30 protein-coding genes are annotated in these 22,637 nt (G+C 66.0%); 13 read left to right on the top strand and 17 right to left on the bottom strand.

All coding sequences use genetic code 11. The annotated features are described in order from the left end of the window. Positions 1-29: 29 nt before the first annotated feature. The 9 genes from gspG (at position 30) to V8J55_RS01295 (ending at position 6,266) form a co-directional block, all read left to right on the top strand. Entirely contained in the window at positions 30-503 is a 474-nt protein-coding gene (gene gspG / locus V8J55_RS01335) for a type II secretion system major pseudopilin GspG (protein WP_443030807.1), read from the top strand. Between the two features lie 64 nt (positions 504-567). Further along, complete coding sequence (locus tag V8J55_RS01330) at positions 568-1,074, top strand: GspH/FimT family pseudopilin (RefSeq protein ID WP_336444037.1); 507 nt, start codon at positions 568-570, stop codon at positions 1,072-1,074. Continuing rightward, positions 1,064-1,441, top strand: coding sequence for a type II secretion system minor pseudopilin GspI (gene gspI, locus V8J55_RS01325; RefSeq protein WP_336444036.1), 378 nt, complete (start codon positions 1,064-1,066; stop codon positions 1,439-1,441). Before V8J55_RS01330 ends, gspI begins: the two co-directional genes overlap by 11 nt. Beyond that, the gene (gene gspJ / locus V8J55_RS01320; RefSeq protein WP_336444035.1) at positions 1,438-2,151 is read left to right on the top strand and encodes a type II secretion system minor pseudopilin GspJ; all 714 of its coding nucleotides are present in this window, start codon (positions 1,438-1,440) and stop codon (positions 2,149-2,151) included. Before gspI ends, gspJ begins: the two co-directional genes overlap by 4 nt. After that, the gene (gspK, locus tag V8J55_RS01315) at positions 2,148-3,155 is read left to right on the top strand and encodes a type II secretion system minor pseudopilin GspK (RefSeq protein ID WP_336444034.1); all 1,008 of its coding nucleotides are present in this window, start codon (positions 2,148-2,150) and stop codon (positions 3,153-3,155) included. Before gspJ ends, gspK begins: the two co-directional genes overlap by 4 nt. Position 3,156: 1 nt before the next feature. Then, the gene (gspL, locus tag V8J55_RS01310) at positions 3,157-4,302 is read left to right on the top strand and encodes a type II secretion system protein GspL (RefSeq protein WP_336444033.1); all 1,146 of its coding nucleotides are present in this window, start codon (positions 3,157-3,159) and stop codon (positions 4,300-4,302) included. Next, positions 4,299-4,781, top strand: a complete 483-nt coding sequence (gene gspM / locus V8J55_RS01305) for a type II secretion system protein GspM (RefSeq protein ID WP_336444032.1) — start codon at positions 4,299-4,301, stop codon at positions 4,779-4,781. Before gspL ends, gspM begins: the two co-directional genes overlap by 4 nt. Further along, entirely contained in the window at positions 4,778-5,494 is a 717-nt protein-coding gene (gspN, locus tag V8J55_RS01300) for a type II secretion system protein N (RefSeq protein ID WP_336444031.1), read from the top strand. Before gspM ends, gspN begins: the two co-directional genes overlap by 4 nt. 31 nt (positions 5,495-5,525) lie before the next feature. Then, on the top strand, positions 5,526-6,266 hold the full coding sequence (locus tag V8J55_RS01295; protein WP_443030806.1) for a prepilin peptidase: 741 nt from the start codon (positions 5,526-5,528) through the stop codon (positions 6,264-6,266). Here the strand turns inward: V8J55_RS01295 and pal are convergent. From pal to V8J55_RS01210, 17 genes are all read right to left on the bottom strand, one after another. After that, positions 6,253-6,771: a peptidoglycan-associated lipoprotein Pal gene (pal, locus tag V8J55_RS01290; protein WP_171013523.1), complete on the bottom strand. Its 519-nt coding sequence runs from the start codon at positions 6,769-6,771 to the stop codon at positions 6,253-6,255. The two genes, V8J55_RS01295 and pal, sit on opposite strands and share 14 nt — an antisense overlap. A gap of 100 nt (positions 6,772-6,871) precedes the next feature. Continuing rightward, complete coding sequence (gene tolB / locus V8J55_RS01285; protein WP_336444029.1) at positions 6,872-8,242, bottom strand: Tol-Pal system beta propeller repeat protein TolB; 1,371 nt, start codon at positions 8,240-8,242, stop codon at positions 6,872-6,874. Positions 8,243-8,247: 5 nt separating this feature from the next. Next, the gene (locus V8J55_RS01280) at positions 8,248-9,069 is read right to left on the bottom strand and encodes a hypothetical protein (RefSeq protein WP_336444028.1); all 822 of its coding nucleotides are present in this window, start codon (positions 9,067-9,069) and stop codon (positions 8,248-8,250) included. Positions 9,070-9,078: 9 nt separating this feature from the next. Then, positions 9,079-9,588, bottom strand: a complete 510-nt coding sequence (tolR, locus tag V8J55_RS01275; RefSeq protein WP_336444027.1) for a protein TolR — start codon at positions 9,586-9,588, stop codon at positions 9,079-9,081. After that, a complete protein-coding gene (tolQ, locus tag V8J55_RS01270) occupies positions 9,588-10,286 on the bottom strand; it encodes a protein TolQ (RefSeq protein WP_336444026.1) in 699 nt (232 codons plus the stop codon). The genes tolR and tolQ overlap by 1 nt, the downstream gene beginning before the upstream one ends. Next, positions 10,280-10,759: a YbgC/FadM family acyl-CoA thioesterase gene (locus V8J55_RS01265; RefSeq protein ID WP_336444025.1), complete on the bottom strand. Its 480-nt coding sequence runs from the start codon at positions 10,757-10,759 to the stop codon at positions 10,280-10,282. The genes tolQ and V8J55_RS01265 overlap by 7 nt, the downstream gene beginning before the upstream one ends. A gap of 101 nt (positions 10,760-10,860) precedes the next feature. Then, entirely contained in the window at positions 10,861-11,889 is a 1,029-nt protein-coding gene (gene ruvB, locus V8J55_RS01260; protein WP_336444024.1) for a Holliday junction branch migration DNA helicase RuvB, read from the bottom strand. After that, positions 11,882-12,292 carry a GFA family protein gene (locus tag V8J55_RS01255; protein ID WP_336444023.1) on the bottom strand — a complete coding sequence of 137 codons (411 nt, stop codon included), beginning with the start codon at positions 12,290-12,292 and terminating at the stop codon, positions 11,882-11,884. Before V8J55_RS01255 ends, ruvB begins: the two co-directional genes overlap by 8 nt. Further along, complete coding sequence (locus V8J55_RS01250) at positions 12,289-12,633, bottom strand: hypothetical protein (protein WP_336444022.1); 345 nt, start codon at positions 12,631-12,633, stop codon at positions 12,289-12,291. Before V8J55_RS01250 ends, V8J55_RS01255 begins: the two co-directional genes overlap by 4 nt. After that, entirely contained in the window at positions 12,630-13,229 is a 600-nt protein-coding gene (ruvA, locus tag V8J55_RS01245; RefSeq protein WP_336444021.1) for a Holliday junction branch migration protein RuvA, read from the bottom strand. Before ruvA ends, V8J55_RS01250 begins: the two co-directional genes overlap by 4 nt. 139 nt (positions 13,230-13,368) lie before the next feature. Beyond that, positions 13,369-13,842 carry a crossover junction endodeoxyribonuclease RuvC gene (ruvC, locus tag V8J55_RS01240; RefSeq protein ID WP_336444020.1) on the bottom strand — a complete coding sequence of 158 codons (474 nt, stop codon included), beginning with the start codon at positions 13,840-13,842 and terminating at the stop codon, positions 13,369-13,371. 4 nt (positions 13,843-13,846) lie between these two features. Continuing rightward, positions 13,847-14,263 (bottom strand): nuclear transport factor 2 family protein, encoded by a 417-nt coding sequence (locus V8J55_RS01235; protein WP_336444019.1) that lies wholly within the window; start codon positions 14,261-14,263, stop codon positions 13,847-13,849. Next, positions 14,260-15,006 carry a YebC/PmpR family DNA-binding transcriptional regulator gene (locus tag V8J55_RS01230; RefSeq protein ID WP_336444018.1) on the bottom strand — a complete coding sequence of 249 codons (747 nt, stop codon included), beginning with the start codon at positions 15,004-15,006 and terminating at the stop codon, positions 14,260-14,262. Before V8J55_RS01230 ends, V8J55_RS01235 begins: the two co-directional genes overlap by 4 nt. Before the next feature lie 59 nt (positions 15,007-15,065). Then, positions 15,066-15,557: an arsinothricin resistance N-acetyltransferase ArsN1 family B gene (locus V8J55_RS01225; protein ID WP_336444017.1), complete on the bottom strand. Its 492-nt coding sequence runs from the start codon at positions 15,555-15,557 to the stop codon at positions 15,066-15,068. Next, positions 15,554-15,874: a YbjQ family protein gene (locus tag V8J55_RS01220; protein ID WP_037514654.1), complete on the bottom strand. Its 321-nt coding sequence runs from the start codon at positions 15,872-15,874 to the stop codon at positions 15,554-15,556. The genes V8J55_RS01225 and V8J55_RS01220 overlap by 4 nt, the downstream gene beginning before the upstream one ends. Positions 15,875-15,895: 21 nt before the next feature. Continuing rightward, positions 15,896-16,138, bottom strand: a complete 243-nt coding sequence (locus V8J55_RS01215) for a DUF2312 domain-containing protein (protein ID WP_037514655.1) — start codon at positions 16,136-16,138, stop codon at positions 15,896-15,898. Positions 16,139-16,192: 54 nt separating this feature from the next. After that, positions 16,193-16,522 carry a DUF1244 domain-containing protein gene (locus V8J55_RS01210; protein ID WP_336444016.1) on the bottom strand — a complete coding sequence of 110 codons (330 nt, stop codon included), beginning with the start codon at positions 16,520-16,522 and terminating at the stop codon, positions 16,193-16,195. Between the two features lie 119 nt (positions 16,523-16,641). On the opposite strand from V8J55_RS01210, the gene pyk reads away from it, so the two are divergent. The 4 genes from pyk to V8J55_RS01190 all read left to right on the top strand — a co-directional run bounded on the left by pyk (position 16,642) and on the right by V8J55_RS01190 (position 22,622). Further along, complete coding sequence (gene pyk, locus V8J55_RS01205) at positions 16,642-18,096, top strand: pyruvate kinase (RefSeq protein ID WP_336444015.1); 1,455 nt, start codon at positions 16,642-16,644, stop codon at positions 18,094-18,096. 199 nt (positions 18,097-18,295) lie between these two features. Further along, complete coding sequence (locus V8J55_RS01200) at positions 18,296-19,069, top strand: arginyltransferase (protein WP_336444014.1); 774 nt, start codon at positions 18,296-18,298, stop codon at positions 19,067-19,069. A 236-nt stretch (positions 19,070-19,305) separates the two neighbouring features. Beyond that, positions 19,306-21,741, top strand: coding sequence for an NAD(P)-binding domain-containing protein (locus tag V8J55_RS01195; RefSeq protein ID WP_336444013.1), 2,436 nt, complete (start codon positions 19,306-19,308; stop codon positions 21,739-21,741). Next, a complete protein-coding gene (locus V8J55_RS01190; RefSeq protein ID WP_336444012.1) occupies positions 21,741-22,622 on the top strand; it encodes a hypothetical protein in 882 nt (293 codons plus the stop codon). The genes V8J55_RS01195 and V8J55_RS01190 overlap by 1 nt, the downstream gene beginning before the upstream one ends. The last annotated feature ends 15 nt before the right edge of the window (positions 22,623-22,637 follow it).

Raw genomic sequence — 22,637 nt, 5'->3', positions numbered from 1 at the left:
TGTCGCTGATGAAGCTAATCTTTCGCCTGATGCTCGATACCTCCTATTCTGATCGGGGCCGGCCGACGGTCGGGCGCCGCAAGAAAGACGAGCGCGGCTTCACGCTGACCGAACTGATGGTCGTGATCTTCATCATCGGGCTGCTCGCCACCGTGGTGATGATCAACGTCCTGCCCAGTCAGGACCGCGCGATGGTGACCAAGGCCAAAGCCGATATCGCGACGCTCGAAAATGCGCTCGAGCAGTACCGGCTCGACAATCTGAGCTATCCGGCATCGACCGACGGGCTGAACGCGCTGACCGTCGCGCCGCCCGCGCTCGCGCAGCCCGAACGCTATCGCCGCGGCGGCTATATCAAGAAGCTGCCCGCCGATCCGTGGGGCCGCCCCTATAATTATCAGGCGCCGGGGCCGAACGGAAAGGCGTTCGACGTCTGGTCGCTCGGGGCCGACGGCGCCCCCGGCGGGACCGACGACAATGCGGATATTCGCAGCGACGGCTGATAGCGGAGCCGAAGCACCGCGGTCAGCCGTGTGCTGTTCCCCGGCGAAAGCCGGGGCCCATGCGATGGTAGAGCAAGGTTCTGTTCGGGCTCAAGAGGCCCCGGCTTTAGCCGGGGCGCGCTGTCCTGACGGCCAGCGCGGCTTCACGCTCGTCGAACTGATGGTCGTGCTCGCGATCATGGCGCTCGCCGCGACCGCGGTCGTGCTCACCATTCCCGGCGAAGAACGCACCGTGCGCAGCGAGGCCGATCGGCTCGCGGCGCGCCTCGCCGCCGCGCGCGATATCGCGGTGATCGAGGGGCGCAGCGTCGCGGTCAATTTCGCGCCGTCGGGCTATGGTTTCGAACGGCGGATTTCGGGCGAATGGCAACCGCTTCCGGGCCGGGCGTTCGAGCAACGGAACTGGCCCGGCGACGTGCGCTTCGCGGCGGGCGACGGGCAGGGGGCGGCACGCATCCTGTTCGACCGCGTCGGCATCAGTCCGACGCCGCAGGCGGTTGTGCTCACGGGCGGTGATGCGCGCGAGATCGTGCGCGTCTCGGCGACCGGGGAGGTCAGCCGTGGGCCATAATCGCGCCAAAGGCCGCGAAAGCGGATTCACGCTGCTAGAGATGCTGGTGGCCTTGAGCGTCATCAGCATCGCCGCGCTCGCGCTCATTCGCCTTGACGCCTATGCGGTGCGCACCGCGGGCGACCTCGACGAAAGCACGATGGCGGGCATTGTCGCGCAGAACCGCGCGGTCGAACTGTGGACCGACCCGGCCCCGCCGACGATCGGCAACAGCGCCGTCGGCGTCGCCAACGCCGGACGCAACTGGCGCATCGAGCAGCGCGTCGCAAAGACCGCCGACGATGCTCTGCTGCGCATCGATTTGCTTGTCCGCCCCGAAAGCGGGCGCGGGCAGGCGGCGCTGACGATCATCCGGCCGTCGCGATGAGACGGCCGCTTCTCCAATTGTGTTCCCCGGCGAAAGCCGGGGTCCAGAGAAGTCCGGTTTGGCCTCTCGAGGCCCCGGCTTTCGCCGGGGCGCACTGCCCTGAAGGGCAGCGCGGCTTCACCCTGGTCGAGATGCTCGTCGCACTCTCCATCTTCGCGGCGATCGCGGCGATGGGCGTCGGCCTGCTGCGCAGCAGCATCGATACGCAGGATGCGGTGCAGGAACGGCTGAAGGCGATGGGCGGGATCAACCGTCTTCGCGCTGTGATGGCGAACGATCTGGCGCAAGCGGTCCAGCGCTCGACGCGCGGTCCGGCGGGGGAAACGGTTCCCGCCTTCATCGGATCGTCGACCGGCTTTGCGTTCGTCCATGGCGGCGCGGGTTCGGCGGATGGCAGCCCCCGTCCCAGCGTCGAGCGCGTTGCCTATGCACGCGTCGGCAACGAGTGGCGGCGCGCGACGCAGCCGATGCTCGACGGCACCGCGCTCGGCGAAGGCGACCGGCTGATCGCTGATGTCGCCAGCGTCGCGCTGCGATACCGCGACGAACGGGGCAATTGGGGCGAGGTCTGGAGTTCGGAGTCGGGCGACCGCCTGCCGCGCGCCGTCGAGGTGCGGGTGGCCCGCACGGGACGCGAGGCGCTGACGATGCTGTTCCTGACCGCGCCGACCCTGCCGCTGCCACCCGCCCAAGGGGTACCCACATCATGAGGCCCGGCGCGAAAGACGAGCGCGGTGCGGCGCTGCTCACCGTATTGCTGCTCGTCGCGGTGATGGCGGTGATCGCCGCGACCGCGCTCGATCGGCTGACGCTCGCGACGCGCATCGCGGGCAGCGCAGCGGCAGTCGATCAGGGACGCGCTTACGCTTTTGCCGCCGAACAGATTGCGCTGCGCCGCGTCGCCGATCTTGTTGGCCGCGATCCCGCGAAACTGACGCTCGCCGGCAATTGGCTGGGCCGCGATTTTACCCTGCCTCTTCCCGGCGGCGAGGGACGCGCGAAGCTCACCGACGCGAACAATTGCTTCAACCTCAACAGCCTCGTCGCTGAGACGGTGCCGGGGCGGTTCAGCCAGCGATCGGGTTCGATGCGCCAGTTCGGCGAATTGATGACCTTGCTGGGGATCGATCCGGGGCAGGCACAGGCGATCGCGGGTGCGGCCGCCGACTGGATCGACAGCGACAGCAACGAAGGCCCGCTCGGCGCCGAGGACAATGCCTATCGCGGGATGCAGGGCGCCTATTTGCCCGCGAACCGCAAGATGGCCGATGTCAGCGAACTGCGCGCGGTGCGCGGGGTGACGCCGAAAATCTATGCGCGCCTCAAACCCTGGATTTGTGTGCTGCCGGTGACCGATCCGGTGAAGCTCAACGTCAACACGCTCGCGCCCGAACAGGCGCCGCTGGTCGCGATGCTGGTGCCCGGCGAGATCGGCGTTGCGAAAGCGCGGGCGGTGCTGGCGGCGCGCCCCGCTGGCGGCTATGGCAGCAGCGTACGATTCTGGGAGGCGGGTCCGTTCGAAGGACGCAAGCCGCCGAACGAAGTTGCCGAACAGGCGGGCGTGAACAGCCGTTGGCTCGCGCTGACGACGAATGTGACGATGGGGGACGGTTTCTTGACCGCAGTTTCGCTGATCGATGCCAATGGCGGGGCGCCGTCCGCGGGTATGACGCCGCCGGTGATCGTGCGCCGTGATTGGGGCGAGAGCGACTGATATGACGCGCACGCTGGTTCTCTGGCTGCCCCCCGTGGCGGCGCTTGGCGAAGGCGATGCGCCGCAGCCCGCCTGGCTGCGCGTCGACGACGGCGTGATCGTCGATAGCGGGCAGGACGACGGCTGGGTCGGTGCGTGGGAAAAGCCCCGCGATGATAGCGCGGACGACCGGCTGGTCGCGTTGGCGCCGGCCGCCGATGTGCCGCTACGCTGGCTGCATTACCCCGACGCCGCGCCGGCACAGGCGGCTGCGGCGGCGCGGATCGACGCGCTGAAGAACAGCCTGGGCGACGCCGCGGCGCTCCACGTCGTCGCGGGCCAGCCCGCGGAAACGGGGCAGGCGGTCGCGGTTGCGGTGACCACTCACGCCGCGATGACCGCCTGGACCGACTGGTTGAAAGCGCGCGACCTGACGCCGGCGGCGATTATCCCGGCGGCGGTGGCGGTGCCGCCGCCCGAGCCCGACACGCTGTGGACCGCCGAGGTCGGCGGCGAGCGGATCGTCCGCACCGCCGACCGCGCCTGGGTTTCCGATCCCGAGCTCGATCCGCTGATCGCGGGCGGCCACACAGCTTTGTCGCTCGACACCGACCGGATGCGCGAGGCGCTGCTGCTGACGCTCGCCGCGCCGCCGCTCGACCTGCTCAGCGGCGGATGGAAGCTCAAGCGCAGCTGGTCGGTCGATCCGGCGATGCTGCGGCTGGCAAAGCGCCTTGCCATCGCGCTTGTTGCGGTGAGTCTGCTGATCCCGATCATCTACGCGGTACGCCTGTCGTCCGACACTGGCCGCGCCGACGATGCGGTGGTCGCGATGGCGAAGAAGGCCGGGGTGACCGCGCCCGATGCGACCGCGGCCGAAGCCGAACTCGACCGCCGCCTCGCCGCTGCCGGCGGCGGGCCGCTCGCCTTCTCGGTCCCGGCATCGGCGCTTTATGACACGATGGGCGACACGCCCGGCGTGACGCTCAGGACGCTGTCGCACCGCACGGACGGGACGCTGACGACCACTCTCGCGGCGCCGCGCGTCGAGGACATCAACAAGGTGCTGCTCGCGCTGCAGGCGCGCGGCTATCGCATCACCGCGCAGCCGATGGCGGGCAGCGACGGACAGCAAATGGCCAATATCACGATCCGGGCGGTGCCATGACCGAGCGACTGCAAAACTGGTGGATAGCCCTGTCGCTGCGCGAGCGCTGGCTCGTCGGCGTCGCGGGAGTGCTCGCGCTCGGCGTCATCCTGTGGGGGCTCGGCCGCCCGGCGGTTGCGCTATTCGTTGATCTCGAAAACCAGCACCGCGCCGCGATCGAGCGCGAAGGGCGCGTGGCGGCAAAGGTGCAATTGCTCGCGCGGCGTCCCGCGAAATCGGTTGCCGCGACGGTCGATGCGGTCGCGATCGATCAATATCTAGCGCAATCCGCGGGCGAGATCGGGCTGACGCTCGACCGCAACGAAGCGCGTGGGGAGGGGCAGGCGACAATCGCGATCGCCACCGCGCGCGCGACGGTGCTCACCGACTGGCTCGCCTCACTCGAGGGGCAGGGCTTCGTCGTCGACCAGCTGACAATTACCCCCGCCGCCGACGGCACCGTCGGCCTGACCGCCGAGCTTCGGAAGGGCGGACAATGAGCGTGCGCAGGCGTTGGGTGATTGCGGCGCTGCTACTCGCGCTGATTCTGATTGTCGCGACCTTCCCGATGCGGCTCGCGCTCGGCTGGTCGGGTGCAACCGATGCGGGCATCACCGCGCGCGAGGTTCGCGGGTCGGTATGGTCGGGCGAACTCGTCGATGCGCGGCTTGGCGTCCTGCCGCTCGGCACGGTGCGCGCCAGCCTGTCGCCGCTCGCGTTGCTCGGCGCCCGCACCGAACTTGCCTTCTCGCGCGCCGACGACCGGCTCGGCGCGCTCGCGGGCCGCCTGCATGGCAGCGCCCCACGCGGCGCCTCCGACGTCAGCGGCACCACATCGATGTCGGGCGGGCTCGGCATGATCCCCGTCGATACGATCCGGTTCGAAGGCGCCACGATACGCTTCGACGATGCGGGCAAATGCGCCGCGGCAAGCGGGCGCATCCAGCTTACGGTCTCCGCCCCCATCGCGGGGCTCGACCTCTCGCGCGGCCTGTCGGGTCCGCTGGGGTGCGCGAACGGGCGCGCGCAGGCGGCGCTCGCCAGCCAGTCGGGCATGGAGCGGCTGACCTTGTCGTTCGATGGCAGCGGCGCGTATCGCGCGCAGTTCGCGATCAATGTCGACCGCGATCCCGCGATGGCGGGCGCGCTTGCCGCACTGGGGTTCAAGGCCGGACCCGCCGGTTTCGTCCTGGTGACCTCGGGCCGCTTCTGACGTGACGATCCTCGATGCCTTGCCCTTCGGCATGGGCGTCGCCTTTGCCGCGCTGATCGGACTCGCCCTCGGCAGCTTCATCGCAACGCTGGTGCTGCGCTGGCCGGCGGGGCGCTCGGTGCTGGGGCGCTCGCAATGCGACGGCTGCGGGCGGCCGCTTGGCGCGCTCGATCTCGTGCCCTTGCTATCGGCGTTGGCATGGCGCGGGCGTTGCCGGACGTGCAACGTGCCGATCGATCCCTTTCACTGGCGTGTCGAGCTGGGTTCGGCGCTGATTGGTGCCCTCGCCCTCGCGCTTTTGCCCGGAACGGCGGGCTGGCTCTGGGCGCTGTTCGGCTGGCTGCTCCTGCCGCTCGCGCTGCTCGACGCGCGCCTTTTCTGGCTTCCCGACCGACTGAGTGCCTTGCTCGCCGTCGTCGGCCTGCTGCTCGCCGGGCCGATGCTCGGAACGCCTTTGCTTGATCGCTGGATCGGCGCGTTGGCCGGGGGGCTGATACTGGCGCTGATCGCGTGGGCCTATCGGCGCGCGCGCGCCGCCGAAGGCATGGGCGGCGGCGATCCCAAGCTGGTCGCGGCGATCGGTGCCTGGCTCGGCTGGCAGGCGCTGCCGCTGATGCTGCTGCTCGCGAGCCTCGGCGGAATCGTCTGGGCGCTCATTGCCCAACGAAAAGGGGACCAGCCGCTCGCCGAGCGACGGGTCCCCTTCGGTGTTTTTGCCTGCACCGCCGCCTTCGCGACAGTGCCTTTATGGCCGCTTCTTAGCGCCCGATAACGACGGTCACCGCGCGGCGGTTCTTAGCATAGGCTTCCTCGGTCGAACCGATTTCGGCGGGGCGTTCCTTGCCATAGCTGATGACCTGGATGCGCGACGGATCGACGCCGAGCGACGCGAGATAGTTTTTCGCGGCGTTCGCGCGGCGCTCGCCGAGTGCGATGTTGTAATCGCGAGTGCCGCGTTCGTCGGCATGGCCTTCGAGCGTAACGCGGACCGCGGGATTACGCTGCAACCACTGTGACTGGGTCTGCAATGTCGCCTGATCCTGTGCGTCGACATTATACTGGTCATAGTCGAAGAAAACGCGGTCGCCCATGGCGCCAACGCTGGCGAGGAAATCTTCCTGCGACCCGGGGACGACGCCCGTACCCGTGCCGGCGCCCGTATCGGTGCCGGTGCCTTCGGGGGCGGGGGGGAGCGTGTCAGGGGCCTTTTTCGCGCAGGCGCCAACAGCAAGCATGGTGATCGCCGCAATCATTGCGGTGCTTTTGCGTATCGTCATGTTTCTGTCCTCTTGTTGTTGAAAATATTCGTGCGGCCGAATTGGCCCGTTCAGGACGCGATAGTTGAACCCGATCGCGCCATTTTGGTTCCGGTTTTCCTCAGGGAAGTACCGGGCCCCAGCTGGGGTCCGACCCGTCTTGCGGGGTCGGCAGGCGGCGCATGTTCACGCCGGTCAGGTCGACTTGCCACAGGCTCGATTTGCCCTCGCGGCCCGGGGTGGTGCGGAAGAACTGGATGACGCGGCCGTTCGGCGACCAGGTCGGCGCTTCGTCCTGCCAGCTGTTGGTCAGCATCCGCACGCCGCCGCCCGACGGGGTCATTACCCCGACGCGGAACTCGCCGCCGCCCATGCGGGTGAAAGCGATCAGGTCGCCGCGCGGCGACCATTCGGGGGTGGCGGCGCGCCCGCCGCCAAAGCTGATCCGTTGCTGGTTCGATCCGTCGATGTTCATCGTATAGATTTGCTGGCCACCCGACCGGTCGCTTTCGAACACGATCTTCTTGCCGTCGGGCGAGAAGCTGCCTCCGACATCGATGCCGGGGGTGCTCGTCAGCCGTACCGGGGTGCCGCCGTTCGCCGAGATGCGATAGATGTCGGTGTTGCCGTTGACGGCCATCGAATAAAGGATCTGGGTGCCGTCGGGCGACCAGCGCGGCGCGAAGGTCGCGTTCGAGCTTTCGGTCACCAGCTTCTGCGAACCCGCCGCGACGTCATAGATGAAGACGCGGACGCGGTTGTTCAAATAGCTGACGTAGACGATCTTCTTGTAATCGGGCGAGAAACGCGGGCTGATCGCGAGCGCCTGCCCGTTGGTGATGAAGCGGTGGTTACCGCCATCGCTGTCCATGATCGCGAGCCGCTTGATCCGGTTCCCCTTGGGGCCGCTCTCGGCGATGTAGGCGACGCGGCTGTCGAAGAAGGGCGCCTCGCCCGACAGGCGCGAATAGATGGCGTCGGCGCATTTGTGCGCGGCGCGGCGCCAGTCGCCGGGCTGGATTTCGAAGCCCTTGCGGACCAGCTCGCTGCCGAGCGCGGTGTCATAAAGATAGCAGCCGACGACGAGGCCGCCGGTCCCGCTCGCGTCGACGAAACCGTGGACGACATTTTCGGCGTTGCGCGCCTGCCATTCGGCAAAGCGCGGCGCCTGCACCTCGGCGCGGCTGATTGCGGGAATGCCGCTGGGCCCCATCGGGTCGTAAAGACCGCTGCGTTCAAGGTCGGCGGCGATAACTTCGGCGATCTGGCGGCCGAGGCTGTCGGTGCGCAGCCCGGCGACGTTTTGCACCGACGAGGTGGCGAGCGCGGGGATGGCGATGACGGTGCGGTCCTGCGAGAGCGTGCCCTCGATCGTCTCGCGCGGCTCGGTCGGCGTGACCGCGGGCGGTGTCGGGGCGGTCGGGGTTTGCGCGAGGACCGGTGCCGCGGTAAGCAGCAGGGCGAGCGAAAGGCTGATCGGACGGAGGAGCATTTCTCTTACCTCTTGATGAAATCGAGCGTGTAATTCTGCCAGAAGCTGTAGTTTTCTTCGGGCAGGTCGAAGGGTGCGGCGAGTTCCACCGCGCGTTTGGCGCATTCTTGGTGGCGCTGGATCTGGAATTTGTTGCTGTCGTTTTCGCCGCTCGTCGTGACGCTGGTGAAGCCGGCGAGCGCGCCCGACTGGGTCAGGCGGAATTTGACTACGGTCTTGAGTTGATCGACATCGACCCCCGAAATGCGGCAGCCGTTCCAACGCGGCGCGACCGCCGACTTGATGCTGACGTCGATCGATCGCCGGACTTCGGCGGCGGTCGCCGCGGCGGGCGCACCTTTGCTCGCGGGCGATTTGGGCTGCGACTTCGAAAGCCCCTCGGCGATGCCGTCGAGGCGGCCGGTCGGGCGCGCCGGGCGATTCTTTGCCGGCGGTGCTTTCGGGGCGGCCTTGGGCTGCGCTTTTTGCGCCGCGGGAGGCTGCTTCGGCGGTGCCGCCTTGGGCTTCGCGACCTGCTTGGGGGTCGGTGCGGGCGTCGGCCGCACCACCGGTTCGGGCAGCGGCGGCGCGGGCATTGGCTCGGGCGCCGCGATGTCGACATTGTCCTCTTCGCCGAGCCGTGCGGCAGGGGGCGTCTCGCTGATCACCGGCGCGGTCGATTGCACCGCGCTTTCGGCGATCAGGTCGACCTCCATCGGGGGATTGTCGAACCGGCGTTCGCCCGCGGTCCACTGGACCGAGAGCAGGCCGATAATGACGACATGCGCCGCCACCGCGATGGCGATGCCGCGTCCTTCATTCCCCCTTACTGCCCGTTGTTCGGCCATCGTCTTAACCTAGGGCTGTGTTTCTGAACCGTCGGTGACCGCGGCGGGGGCGCTGTCGGCGGTGCCCTCCGATCCCGTCGTCACCAGCGAAATGCGCGTCAGGCCGGCGCGATTGAGTTCGCCCATCACGCGCATCACGCGGCCATAGTCGAGCCCCTTGTCGGCGCGCAGCATGATCTGGCGCGGCTTGTCCTTGCCTTCATTCTCGCGCGTGATCGCGTCGAGCCGTGCCGGAAGCTCGGCTTCGGGCACGACCTCTTCGCCGATGTAGAGCGTGTCGTCGGCATTGATCGACAGCTGCACCGGCTCCTGATCCTCGGTCTCGACCGGCTTGGCGCGGCTTTCGGGCAGGTCGATCGGGACGGCAGAGGCGAGCAAGGGCGCGGTGATCATAAAGATGATCAGCAGCACGAGCATCACGTCGACGAGCGGGGTGACGTTGATTTCGGCCATCGGCGGACGGCGCGTGCCACGTCCGCGCCGTCCGCCGATGCCGCCCGAGGGACCGCTCATCGCCATCAGGCTTCAACCTCGAGTTCGCGGCTGAACGTCGCGTGCAGTCCGTCGGCAAAACGGCCGAGGCGCGATTCGAGCCGGTTAAGGCGCTGGGAAAAGGCATTGTACGCGATCACCGCGGGAATCGCGGCGAACAGGCCGATCGCGGTCGCGAACAGCGCCTCGGCGATGCCGGGTGCGACGACGGCGAGGCTGCTATTATTTTCCGCCGCGATCGCGGTGAAGCTGCGCATGATGCCCCACACGGTTCCGAACAGGCCGACGAAAGGAGCCACCGAGCCGATGGTAGCCAGCGTGCCGATCTTTTCGGCGAGCCGGTCGACTTCGCCCGCAACCGCACTGTTCATCGCGATGCCGAGGCGTTCGCGCGTGCCGTCGCGGTCGACAGTCTTGGTCTTGGTCGACCGGCGCCATTCGCTGATCCCGGCGCCGAGCACCTTGGCGCTCGGCAATTCCTCGCTGCCATTCTTGTCGAAGAATTTGTCGATATTGTCGGCGCGCCAGAAATCGCGCTCGAAGCGCTCGGATGCGCTCATCAGTTTGCTGACGCTGCGGCCATGCGTGAAAATCACCGCCCAGACATAGATGGACGCGAGCAGAAGGCCGATCATCACCGCCTTTACGATGATATCGGCCTGCAGGAACAGCGCGACGGGGGACAAGGTCGCCGCGTCGGCGGCCAGCGAGATATTGTCTAGCAAGGGAAAGTCTCTCCATTCATCATGGCGGTAAATCGATCGGCCCAACCCGCAGGCTGGCGGCGCGGCCGGCCTTCGGGCGACAGGAAGGCGGCGGTGACTTGCCCGTCCGTCAATGTCTCGCCGCTTAACGTGTCAGTTCCGCGAAGGATGCGCTGCGAAATAATCACGCTTGCGCCGCGTACCGCCTCGACTGTGCTGACGACCAGAAGATCGTCGTCGAGCTTCGCCGGGCGGCGGTATTTGATCGCGAGGTCGGTGACCGCCCAGCTGCCTTCACCCGCTTCCATCGCCGCGCGCTGATCGATGCCCGCGATGCGCAGCATGTCGGAGCGCGCGCGCTCCATATAGCGCAGATAATTGGCGTGATAGACGATGCCCGACAGGTCGGTATCCTCGAAGTAGACGCGCGCCCGGAAATGATGCTCAGCCCCGACGAAGGCGCCGGGGACGAAGGGGGGCGGGGCGTTTACCATTGTCCCAACCGATAGCGGCCCTTCGACTCGTCGCAAACCCCTAACCAACGGTTCGTCGCAGATCGGGGCCGGTTGATGGAATGAAATTCGCGGAAATCCGCCTATTTCGCCTGATCGAAAAGTCCGTCCTGCGACCCCGCGGGCGGGTTGAGCCCGAGATGCTTCCACGCGCTCGCATTGAGCATGCGTCCGCGCGCGGTGCGCGCGATCAGTCCGACCTGCAGCAGATAGGGCTCGATTACATCCTCGATCGTGTCGCGCGGTTCGGACAGTCCGGCCGCGAGCGTCTCCACCCCGACGGGGCCGCCGCGGTAGATGTCGGCAATCATCGTCAAATACCGCCGGTCCATCGCGTCGAGCCCGAGCGCATCGACCTCGAGCCGGTTGAGCGCGGCATCGGCGGCCTTCGCATCGACGATATCATGCCCCGCAACGGTCGCGAAATCGCGCACCCGGCGCAGCAGCCGCCCGGCGATGCGCGGCGTTCCGCGCGACCGCTTCGCGATCTCAAGCGCGCCGTCGGACGCGATCGGCAGCGCGAGCAGGCGCGCGGCGCGCGTGATGACCTGTTCGAGCTCGCCATGCGTGTAGAAATTGAGCCGCACCGGAATCCCGAAACGGTCGCGCAGCGGCGTGGTCAGCAGCCCCTGCCGCGTCGTCGCGCCGACCAGCGTGAACTTGGGCAAATCGATCCGCACCGAGCGCGCCGATGGCCCCTCGCCGATCATGATGTCGAGCGCGCGGTCCTCCATCGCGGGGTAGAGGATTTCCTCGACCGCGGGCGACAGGCGGTGGATCTCGTCGATGAACAGCACGTCGCCGTCCTCGAGATTGGTGAGCAGCGCGGCAAGGTCGCCCGCCTTCGCGATCACCGGCCCACTGGTCGAACGGAAGCCGACGCCGAGTTCGCGCGCGACGATCTGCGCGAGCGTCGTCTTGCCGAGCCCCGGCGGACCATAGAAAAGCACATGGTCGAGCGCATCCGACCGCGCCTTCGCCGCCTCGATAAAGATCCGCAGATTCTCGCGCGCCGCCGCCTGCCCGACGAATTCGGCGAGCGTCTTCGGCCGCAGCGCGGCGTCGGCGTCCTCGGGCGTGCGGATCGGGGTGGTGAGGGCCGGCTCAGTCATAATGCTCTATTGCATCGCCGATGACCGAAACCCAAGGCTCCTTCCGCTCTTCATACACCGAATAGTCGGGCACGAAGCCGTGACCGGGCTCGAAATTGCCGAGCGGCACCGCATAAGCATCATGATAGGGCCGCGCCCGATACCAGACACCCGAACCGCAGGTGTCGCAGAAGAAGAAGTCGGCCATGTTGCCGCTGTCGCCGGTATATTGCCACACCTTCGCGTTCGCCTCGCCCTCGATGCGGACCTGCTCCTCCGGAAAGCGAACCTGCGCGGCAAAGGCGCTCCCACTCCGCGCCTTGCACTCGCGGCAATGGCAGACCGACACGCGGATCGGCTCACCAGTGCAGGTAATGCGGACCTGGCCGCAGCGACAGGAGGCGTGGCGTATCAAATCAGTCATGCTGAGGGAGGAAAGACGTACGGATTGGCTATGCCAAGCCTGACCTCAGAATATCTCCGTTGGAGATATCGAACGATTTTTTGTCCTTTCTCGCTGTTGAAAGCAGCGGGATCAATTGAGCGTTTGTCGGTTTCACTTACGGAACCGTACAAAGTTATGTGGTTCATCTCGTCAAGATAGGTTCGTGCCCAAAGGCCGTGACCAACTCCGCTGAAATGATACACCAAATAATTATAGTACTGTTCGAGTTCGCCGGCGTCATCGACAATGATATCGCAGCCGTGCTCGATCCGATCGGGCAGATCTTTGTCATCCGAGAGGAATGTTTCGGAGAAGATCATTTTGCCGCCTTCTTGAGCGCAACGCGAACCAGCGCGTCGAGGCTCGCGCCCGCGCCCAATTCCTCGTTGGCAGCCGCAACCGCCGAGCTCGCTTCGCCGGGTTTGAAGCCGAGACCGGTGAGGGCGGTGACGGCGTCGCCGAGCGGGCCTGTGGTAGCGGAGCGGGACGGATTCGAACCCGCGATCCCGCCGAGCGCCCCGGCCTTGTCCTTCAGTTCGTGCGTGATCCGTTGTGCCAGTTTCGGCCCGACGCCATTCGCGCGCGCGATCATCGCGCTGTCGCCGCTGGCGAGGGCGCGCTGCAAATCGCCGATTTCGAGCGCCGAGAGGATCGCGAGCGCGACCTTTGCGCCGACGCCCTGGACGCTGGTGAGCAGGCGGAACCAGTCGCGTTCCTCGGCCTTGGCGAAACCGAGCAGGCGCAGGAAATCCTCGCCGACGAGCATCTCGGTGTGGATGGTGACGTCGCCGCCGACCGGGCCGAGTGTGTCGAGCGTACGCGCCGACGCCTCGACCAGATAACCGACGCCGCCGACGTCGATCACCGCATGGCCTGCGCCGCTCGAATCCAGCCGCCCTGTCAGTTTCGCGATCATGCCCGGTGCCTAACGCGGGGAGAACGAAAAGGGAATCAATTTCCCTTCATCATCGGGAATATCCCCTTTTCGTCATGCCGGACTTGATCCGGCATCCATTGCCGCGTGGACCCCGGATCAAGTCCGGGGTGACAAGGTTCTAGGGTCGTGGGCGATGGTTCGCATGACAGATCGCGACCGCCAGTGCATCGGCGGCATCGGCGCCCGCGACCTTCGCGCCGGGGAGCAGGATGCGCAGCATCGCCTGCACCTGTTCCTTCGCCGCGCCGCCGGTGCCGACGATCGCTTTCTTGACGAGGCGGGGGGCATATTCGGTGACCGCCAGCCCGCCGCGCGCACAGCCGAGCAGCACGACGCCGCGCGCGTGCGCGAGCTTCAGCGTCGATTGCGGATTGTCGTTGACGAACACTTCTTCGACCGCCGCGCACGCCGGCGCATGATCGGCGATCACCGCGGCGAGCGCGGTATCGAGATGCGCGAGCCGGTCAGGCAGCGGCGCCTTGGCGTCGGTCTTCACCTGCCCGTTGGCGATATGGCTGATTCGGCTGCCCTCGACGCGGATGACGCCCCAGCCGGTGCAGCTGAGCGAGGGATCGAGACCGAGGATGATCATGGGGTCAGGCCGGGCCGATCAGCCGGTCGATCAGCGCCTGATCGGCGTCGTAAACCCAGCATTCGCGCAGCAGGCCGTCGGCGACGGTATAGACGAGGAGGCGTTCGACCTCGACCGCCGCATCGCCTGGGCCCAGCCGTTCGCGCGCGACAATCGCGCCGCGGCGCGGCCCCGCCATGACATCGACGATCTCGAGAAGCCGCCGGCCGGTGCGCCGTGAGAAATCGGCGAGTATCGTCAGCGCGGCGACTTTTCCGGCATGGACACCCGACAGCGCGTTCGCGCCGCCATAATGCAGGGTGAAATTGTCGTGATACAGCGCGGCAATCGCCGCCAGATCGCCCGATTTCCACGCGGCGGCATAGGCTTCGAGGACGCGGCGAACCTTGTCCTCTCCGCCTGCTGCCGCGGGGTCGCTCACCCCAGTTTTTCCATCACGGCGTCGGGGATTTCGTAATTGCCCCACACGGTCTGGACGTCGTCGTCGTCGTCGAGCGTGTCGATCAGCTTGAATAGGGTCTGCGCGGTCGCTTCGTCGGCGACTTCGCTCTTGAGCGTCGGCCGCCAGGCGAGCTTGACGCCTTCGGCTTCGCCGAGCTTGGCTTCGAGCGCTTTCGCGACTTCGTGCAGGCTGTCGACGCTGGTCCAGATGTCGTGGCCGTCCTCGGACGATTCGACATCGTCGGCGCCGGCGTCGAGCGCGGCTTCGAACACGGTGTCGGCATCGCCCGCTTTCGCGGCATAGCTGATCATGCCCAGCCGGTCGAAACCGTGGCTGACGCTGCCGCTGGTGCCGAGGTTGCCGCCGTTCTTCGCGAACGCCGTACGGACGTTGGTCGCGGTGCGGTTACGGTTGTCGGTCAGCGCCTCGACGATCAGCGACACGCCGCCGGGGCCATAGCCTTCGTAGCGGATTTCCTCGTAATTATCGCCTTCGCCGCCCGCGGCCTTGTCGATCGAGCGCTGGATATTATCCTTCGGCACCGACTGCGCCTTGGCGGCGTTGATCGCCGCACGCAGGCGGGCGTTGGCGTCGGGATCGGGCAGGCCCATCTTCGCCGCGACGGTGATTTCGCGCGAAAGCTTGGAAAACAGCGAACTGCGTTTTTTGTCCTGCGCACCCTTGCGGTGCATGATGTTTTTAAATTTGCTATGGCCGGCCATGGCTCTCTTCTTTTCGGCTGGAAGGAACTGGAAGCGCGCGCTTACATCAGGACCGAATGTCAAAGCAACCGCTGCCACCACCCGACATCGCGCCAGCCGCCCATTTTCCAGCCGACCTCGCGGTAGATACCGATCGGCGTGAAGCCCATTGCCTCATGCAAGCCGATGCTGGCTTCATTCGGCAAGGCAATCCCGGCAAAGATGGCGTGGATATTGCGATGGGCCAAAATCGGAAACAGCGCCTCATAAAGTCGCCGCCCAATTCCGGCACGCGCAAAAGCCGCATCAAGATAGACTGCGACATCTGCCGAGGTTGCATAGGCTTCTCGCGTGCGGTGGGCGGAGCCATAGGCATATCCCGCAATTTTGCCCTCGACCTCCGCAACCAGCCAGCCATGACTCGCGCCATAATTCTCTATCCGGCGTGCCATTTCCACCGCATCGGGCGGATCGCATTCGAAACTGACCCAATTGTCCGTGACATAGGGCGCGTAAATCTCGGCACATCGCGCCGCGTCGGCTGAGGTCGCCGGGCGGATGTCGGCGGTCACGCCAGCGTCACCGCCGTTCCCGAGGCGCTGACCATCAGCATCGAGCCATTCTGCCCGAGCACTTCATAGTCGAGGTCGACGCCGATCACCGCATTGCCGCCGAGGCGCGCGGCTTCGGCTTCCATTTCGCCGATCGCTTCCTTGCGCGCGCGGGCAAGCACATCCTCATATTTGCCCGAACGGCCGCCGACGATGTCGGTGATGCTGGCGAACAGGTCGCGGAACAAATTGGCGCCGACGATCACTTCGCCGGTGACGATGCCCAGATATTCGCGGACCGGACGGCCCTCGACATTGTTGGTGGTGGTGCTGAACATCGTCACTCTCCCTCGTGGTTTTTAATCGATCCCGAGCGCCGACTTATAGACGTCGAGAATCGCTTCCATTTCCTTGCGGTCGTGGACCGGCAGTTTGCGCAGGCGCACGATCTGGCGCATGATTTTCGGGTCGTAACCCTGCGATTTCGATTCATTATAGGTGTCGCGGATGTCGTCGGCGATGCCCTTTTTCTCTTCTTCCAGACGCTCGATGCGCTCGATGAAAAGGCGCAGTTGTTCGTCGGATACGGTGGCTTCGCTCATTTTTGGCTCCGGTGATTGGGATGATGCGGCGCGAGAATCGCGCCTGGCGCGTCCCTAATCGGCTCCGGGATTTTTGGCCATGCTTTCTTCCATCCGCGCGAGCTGTTCGGGCGTGGCGGCGGTATGGTGGCGCGCTTTCCACTCCGCGGTCGGCATGCCGTGGACGATCGCGCGGCCCGCCTCCTTGTCCATGTCGCCCGCCTCGGCAATCCAGTCGCCGAGGCAGTTGCGGCAAAATCCGGCGAGACCCATCAAATCGATGTTCGCCGCGTCGCTGCGATGCTGGAGCAGGCGGACGAGGCGGCGGAAGGCCGCGGCGGCGACCGCATCGTCGATGCTGTCGAGCGCGTCGTTACCGGTCGTCTGATCGTCGCTGCAGGACATGGTTCCTCCGTTGAATGATTGAATAGCTATACGGCGGTTGCCTTCCTATCATCAAGGCGGCATTGCCATCATCAGCAAGCCGGCATTGCCCTAGCGTCCCCCCTGTTATCGGAGCTTTTGTGGTCCAGAATTTTACCCCCCGCCAGCGCAAGGTGCGCATCCTGGCGACCCTTGGCCCCGCAAGCGCCAACCCCGAGATGATCGCCGCGCTGCATCGCGCCGGCGCCGATGCGTTTCGCGTCAATATGAGCCACGGCGATCATGCGGGTCATGCCAAGGTGATCGCGGCGATCCGCGCGCTCGAAAAGGATACCGGACGTCCGACGACGATCCTTGTCGACCTGCAGGGCCCGAAACTGCGCGTCGGCACCTTCAAGGATGGCCCGGCCGAGCTGGTGAACGGCAAGAGCTTCACCCTCGATACCGACAAGACGCCGGGTGATGCGACGCGCGTATATCTGCCGCACCCCGAACTGTTCGCGGCGCTTGAGGCCGGCACGCGCCTGCTGATCGACGACGGCAAGCTGGTGCTGCGCGTGCAGAGCGTCGCGCCGGACAAGATCGAGACGGTGGTCGAGGTCGGCGGCAAGATTTCGGACCGCAAGGGTGTTAATGTCCCTGATGTCGTCGTGCCGCTCGCGGCGCTGACCGAAAAGGACCGCAAGGACCTGACCTTCGCGCTCGAACAGCATGTCGACTGGATCGCGCTGTCGTTCGTGCAGCGTCCCGAGGATGTCGCCGAGGCACGCACGCTGATCGGCGGCAAGGCGGCGTTGCTCGTGAAATTCGAAAAGCCGTCGGGCGTGCAGCGGATCGAGGAGATCCTGGAGCTTGCCGATGCGGCGATGGTCGCGCGCGGCGACCTGGGGGTCGAGCTGCCCCCCGAGGCGGTGCCGCCGCTTCAGAAAAAGATCGTCGCGACCGCTCGCCGCATGGGCAAGCCGGTGGTCGTCGCGACGCAGATGCTCGAATCGATGATCGTCTCGCCGTCGCCGACGCGCGCCGAAGTCTCCGACGTCGCGACCGCAGTTTACGATGGCGCCGACGCGATCATGCTGTCGGCCGAAACCGCGGCGGGCGCCTTCCCGGTCGAGGCGGTGACGATGATGGATTCGATCGCGCGCTCGGTCGAAAGCGATCCCGATTATTTCCGTCGCCTACATTTTACCGAGACCGCGCCCGACGCGACGACCGCCGACGCGCTCGCCGAGGCGGCAGGCAGCATCATTACGACGATCGCCGCCGATGCGATCATCTGCTTCACCGCATCGGGGTCGACCGCACGCCGCGTCGCGCGCGAGCGGCCGGGCGCGCCTTTGCTGGTGCTGACGCCGAAGCGCGAGGCAGCGCGGCGCATGGGCCTGCTGTGGGGCGCGCATGCCGTGCCGACCAAGGATATCGGTAGCTTCGAAGAGATGATCGCCAAGGGCAAGCGCATGGCGCTGCGCCACGGCATCTGCAAGGCGGGTGCGAAGCTGGTGATGATGGCGGGAGTTCCGTTTGGCACCCCGGGGTCGACCAACGTGCTGCATGTCGCGACACTCACGGGCGACGAGCTGCGCGGCTACAGTTAGGATTCGGGGCCTAGTCGATTCAAATCGGCACAAAAGTTACCGGCTGATTCACAAAATTTTCGGGCTGATTCAGATCGGGACGTTTAAAAATGGTAAATGGACTTTGCACCATTGACGCCGCGCGGCATAGTTGGTGCAAGTAGCGCGTCGGACCCGCGTCGGGGGGCTCCGCATTCGCCAGTCCGGAGGTTTTTCCCGCGTGTCCGCACCGTTCCGTTTTCCGCGCTTTTTCGTCACCAGCCCGGCGCCCTGTCCCTATCTGGCGGGCAAGACCGAGCGCAAGGTGTTCACCGAACTCAGCGGCAACTCGGCGAACGAGCTGAACGACGCGCTCGGCCGCATCGGCTTCCGCCGCAGCCAGTCGGTCGCCTATCGTCCGAGCTGCGCCGATTGCTCGGCCTGCGTGTCGGTGCGCGTCTGCGCGAGCGAATTCACGCCCAGCAGCTCGCAGAAGCGCAACCTGCGCCGCAACGGCGATCTCGTCGCGGCCGCGTGCAAGCCGTGGGCGACCGAAGAGCAATATGCGCTGCTCCGCGCTTATCTGGGTTCGCGCCATCCCGATGGCGGGATGGCCGACATGGACGAGCAGGATTTTGCCGACATGGTCGAGCAGACCCCGGTCGACTCCTATATGATCGAATATCGCGAGCCGACCGCGGACGGCAGCAAGGGCCGCCTCGTCGGTTGTTGCCTCACCGACCGGCAGGGCGACGGGCTGTCGATGATCTACAGCTTTTTCGACGCGGCCCACCCGATGCGCGAGGGGCTCGGCACCTATATCATCGCCGACCATGTCCAGCGTGCGGCGCGGGCGGGACTGCCCTACGTCTATCTCGGCTATTGGATCGAAGGGTCGGCGCGCATGGCGTATAAGGCGCGTTTCCGTCCGCTCGAAAAGCTCGGCCCCGATGGCTGGTCGCGCTTCGAGCCGACGCAGTCCGAGCGCATCGCGGCGATGTTTGAGCTCGCCTGATCGCACCGGCTGACCGTTGTTGAGAATAGCTCGCAACGGTCGGTTTCTCGCCTCCACCCGGTTGACCTTTCCTCGCTTTCAAGGGCATAGCTTTGCGCCCAGGACATAAGTCCGGGTCGCATCCGTTATGAATTCGCCGGGGGGGCTGGCGACAGGGGGAAAAGGATGCCCGTGCGCGCGTTCAGCATCACGGTTAGCGACAGCAGATGCGGCTCCGGCCGTGCGATGGCGCGCGCATGAGCGATCCGGTCAAGGTTGCGATCATCGGGTCGGGTCCCGCGGGGCTCAGCGCCGCGTCGCGCGCCGCGCAGCTCGGACTCAGCCACATATTGCTCGAAAAGACCGACCACCTGTCGGACACGATCTTCAAATATCAGAAGGGCAAGCGCGTACTCGCGACGCCCGAGCGGCTCGATCTGCGCTCCGACTGCCGCTTTGCCGAGGGCGCGCGCGAATATATCCTTGGCAACTGGGACGAGGACGCCGCGAACAACAAGGTGAATGTGGCGTATCACGCCGAGGTTGCCGAAGTGTCCGGCGCGAAGGGCGCGTTCGCGATCAAGACCGCGAAGGGTGACGTCTACACCGCAGAGAATATCGTGCTCGCGATCGGGACGCAGGGCAATCCGAACCGGATGCGCTGCGAGGGCGCCGACCTGCCGCACATCATCTATCAGGTCGACGATCCCGAGGATTTCAAGGACAAGCATATCACCGTCGTCGGATCGGGCGACGCGGGGATCGAAAATGCGCTCGGTGTCGCCGAGGAAGCGCTTGAGAACACCGTCACGATCCTCAACCGGTCAAAGGATTTCGCGCGTGCCAAGGCGAAGAATGTCGCCGACATGACCGAGGCCGGCGAAAATGGCTTCATGTCGATCCGCACCGAAACGCAGCCGAAGAAGGTCGAGCCGGGCTGGCTGACGCTCGAAACCCCGACTGGGGAAGAGCGGATCGAGTGCGACGTGATCGTCGCGCGATTGGGCTCGGTCGCGCCGCGCGGCTTTGTCGAATCGATGGGGATCGAGTTCACCGGTCCCGATCGGGAGGCTTTTCCGAAATTGTCGCCGACATTCGAGACGACGGTGCCCGGCCTCTATGTCATCGGCGCGCTCGCGGGTTATCCGCTGATCAAGCATTGCATGAACCAGGGCTATGACGTCGTCGAGTTCCTTAACGGCAACAAGGCGCTTACCCCCGCCGACGAAAAGGATCTCGCGGCGATCTTCGCGGGGTTGCCGCAGCAGAAATCGGTCAGCGAGTGGCTCGAATATCTGCGCACGCGCATCCGCATCTTCGCCGATGTCTCGCCGCTCCAGATGCGCGAATTCATGCTCGATTCGAAGGTCGCCTTTTACCGCAAGGGCGACGTCGTGTTCGAAAAGGGCGAGCCGGGGTCGTCGCTCTTCGCGATCGCCGACGGCCATGCGGTGGTCGAGGTCGGACCCGACATCAATGTGCCGATCGAGCAGGGGTCGATCTTCGGCGAGGTCGGCCTGATTTCGGGCCGCAAGCGCGGTGCGACGATCCGCGCCGGCGAAGACGCCATCTTTGTTGAGGTGTCGCGTACCGCGGCGCTCAAGCTGATGGCGGCGGTTCCGGGCGCGAAACGCGTGATCAACCGCATCTCGCTCGAACGCCAGTTGCTGCAGATCTTCAAGGGCGGGCTGACCGTCGAGGATCTCGAGCCGATCGTCGAGGATCCCGCGATCGAACGCGTGCCCGCGGGCAAGGTCGTGCTTGCCGAGGGCGACGAGGGCGACGATGTCTATGTCATCCGCTCGGGGTCGATGGTCGTCGAGAAGGATATCGGCGGCAAGCCGATCTTCCTGCGCTATTTGCCTGCGGGCAGCTTTTTCGGCGAAATGGCGGTGCTCAGCGGAGAGAAGCGCAACGCCACGGTCAAGGCAGCGGTCGCGAGCGAAGTGATCCGGCTGAAGGGCGAGCAGTTCAAGGCGATGCTCGCCAAGCGGCCGCAGGTGCGCGAGGCGACCGAGGCCGCGGTCGCCGAACGCGCGGCGATGAACAGCTTCATCGAATCGCGCAAGGCGAGCTATTCGAGCGCGGTCGACCTCTATTCGGACACCGCGACCTTCATTATGAAGGAGGGGCTCGGCGAGGCGACCGACGCGCTGTTGATCGACGAGAATCTGTGCGTCGGCTGCGACAATTGCGAAAAGGCGTGCGCCGACAGCCACGAAGGCCTGTCGCGGCTGGACCGCGAGGCGGGCAAGACCTTTGCGCACCTGCATGTTCCGACGAGCTGCCGCCACTGCGAGCACCCGCATTGCATGGCCGACTGTCCGCCGAACGTGATCCACCGCGGCCCCGACGGCGAGGTGTTCATGGAGCCGGGGTGCATCGGTTGCGGCAACTGCATGCGCAACTGCCCCTATGGCGTGATCCGCATGGAGGCCGCGCCGCCGGAGAAGCCGAGCCTGCTCCGCTGGCTGCTCACCGGTTTCGGGCCCGGGCCGGGCGAACCGTCGCCCAAATGGACCAAGAAGCAATTGGGCGACGAGAAGCCCAAGAAGATCGCGGTCAAATGCGACATGTGCAAAGGCATATCGGGCGGCCCCGCTTGCGTGCGTGCGTGCCCGACGGGCGCCGCGATCCGCGTGTCGCCGGAGGAATTCCTGTCGATCGCGCGGCTCGACGAGGACACCGACTGATGGCGAGCCTGTTCCAGCGACGCCGGTCGAAGGCCACGCAGGTCGAGCGCGTCCGCGAGCGGCGGCACGAGGGCTTCCTGCGCTATGCGGGGTTCCGCTGGGCGAAAATTTCGGGCGGGCTCTGCCTGCTCATCATCGTCAGCTATGCGCTGGTCGACGTGACGCCGCGGCACAATGGCGGTAGCTGGTACGGCTATACGCTCGGCACGATCGGCGCAGCGCTGATCCTCTGGCTCACCGCGCTCGGCTATCGCAAGCGCAAGATGACGAGCGACCATTGGTCGCTGAAGGCGTGGACCTCGGCGCATGTCTATCTCGGGCTCAGCCTGATCGTCGTCGGCACCTGGCACACGGGGTTCCAGCTCGGCTGGAACGTCCACACGCTCGCATGGGCGCTGATGATGCTCGTGATCCTGTCGGGACTTTATGGCGTCATCGTCTATGCGACCTTGCCCGCGGCGCTGTCGAACAACCGCGACGAGATGACGCAGATGCAGATGCTCGAAGCGATCCGCGCTTTCGACCGGCAATTGCACAGCGCGGCACAGCCGCTGACGCCCGAGGACACGGCGCCGGTGCTCGCGGCGCTGGGCGAAGATCCGTTCGCGGGCGGCATTGGCGCACGATTGTCGGGCCGCTATCCGAATTGCGCAACCGCCGCCGCTTTGCGCACGCTGTCGGCCTCGAACGGCAGCGACCGTGAGGCGCGCGAGAAGGTCGTCGGGCTGCTCAAGCAGAAGGAGGCGGCGCTGACGCGGCTGCGCCGGCATCTCAAGATTCGCGCGCTGCTAGAAATCTGGCTCTACGTGCATGTGCCGCTGACCTTTGCGCTGATCGCGGCGCTGTCGGCGCACATCATCAGTGTCTTTTTTTACTGGTAAGGCGGGGAGGGGACC

This window comes from Sphingopyxis sp. CCNWLW2 (genome assembly GCF_037095755.1).
In the GTDB taxonomy this organism is placed as follows: domain Bacteria; phylum Pseudomonadota; class Alphaproteobacteria; order Sphingomonadales; family Sphingomonadaceae; genus Sphingopyxis.
Note: the sequence above shows the minus strand (reverse complement) of the source record. Positions and strands in the feature narration are given on the sequence as shown.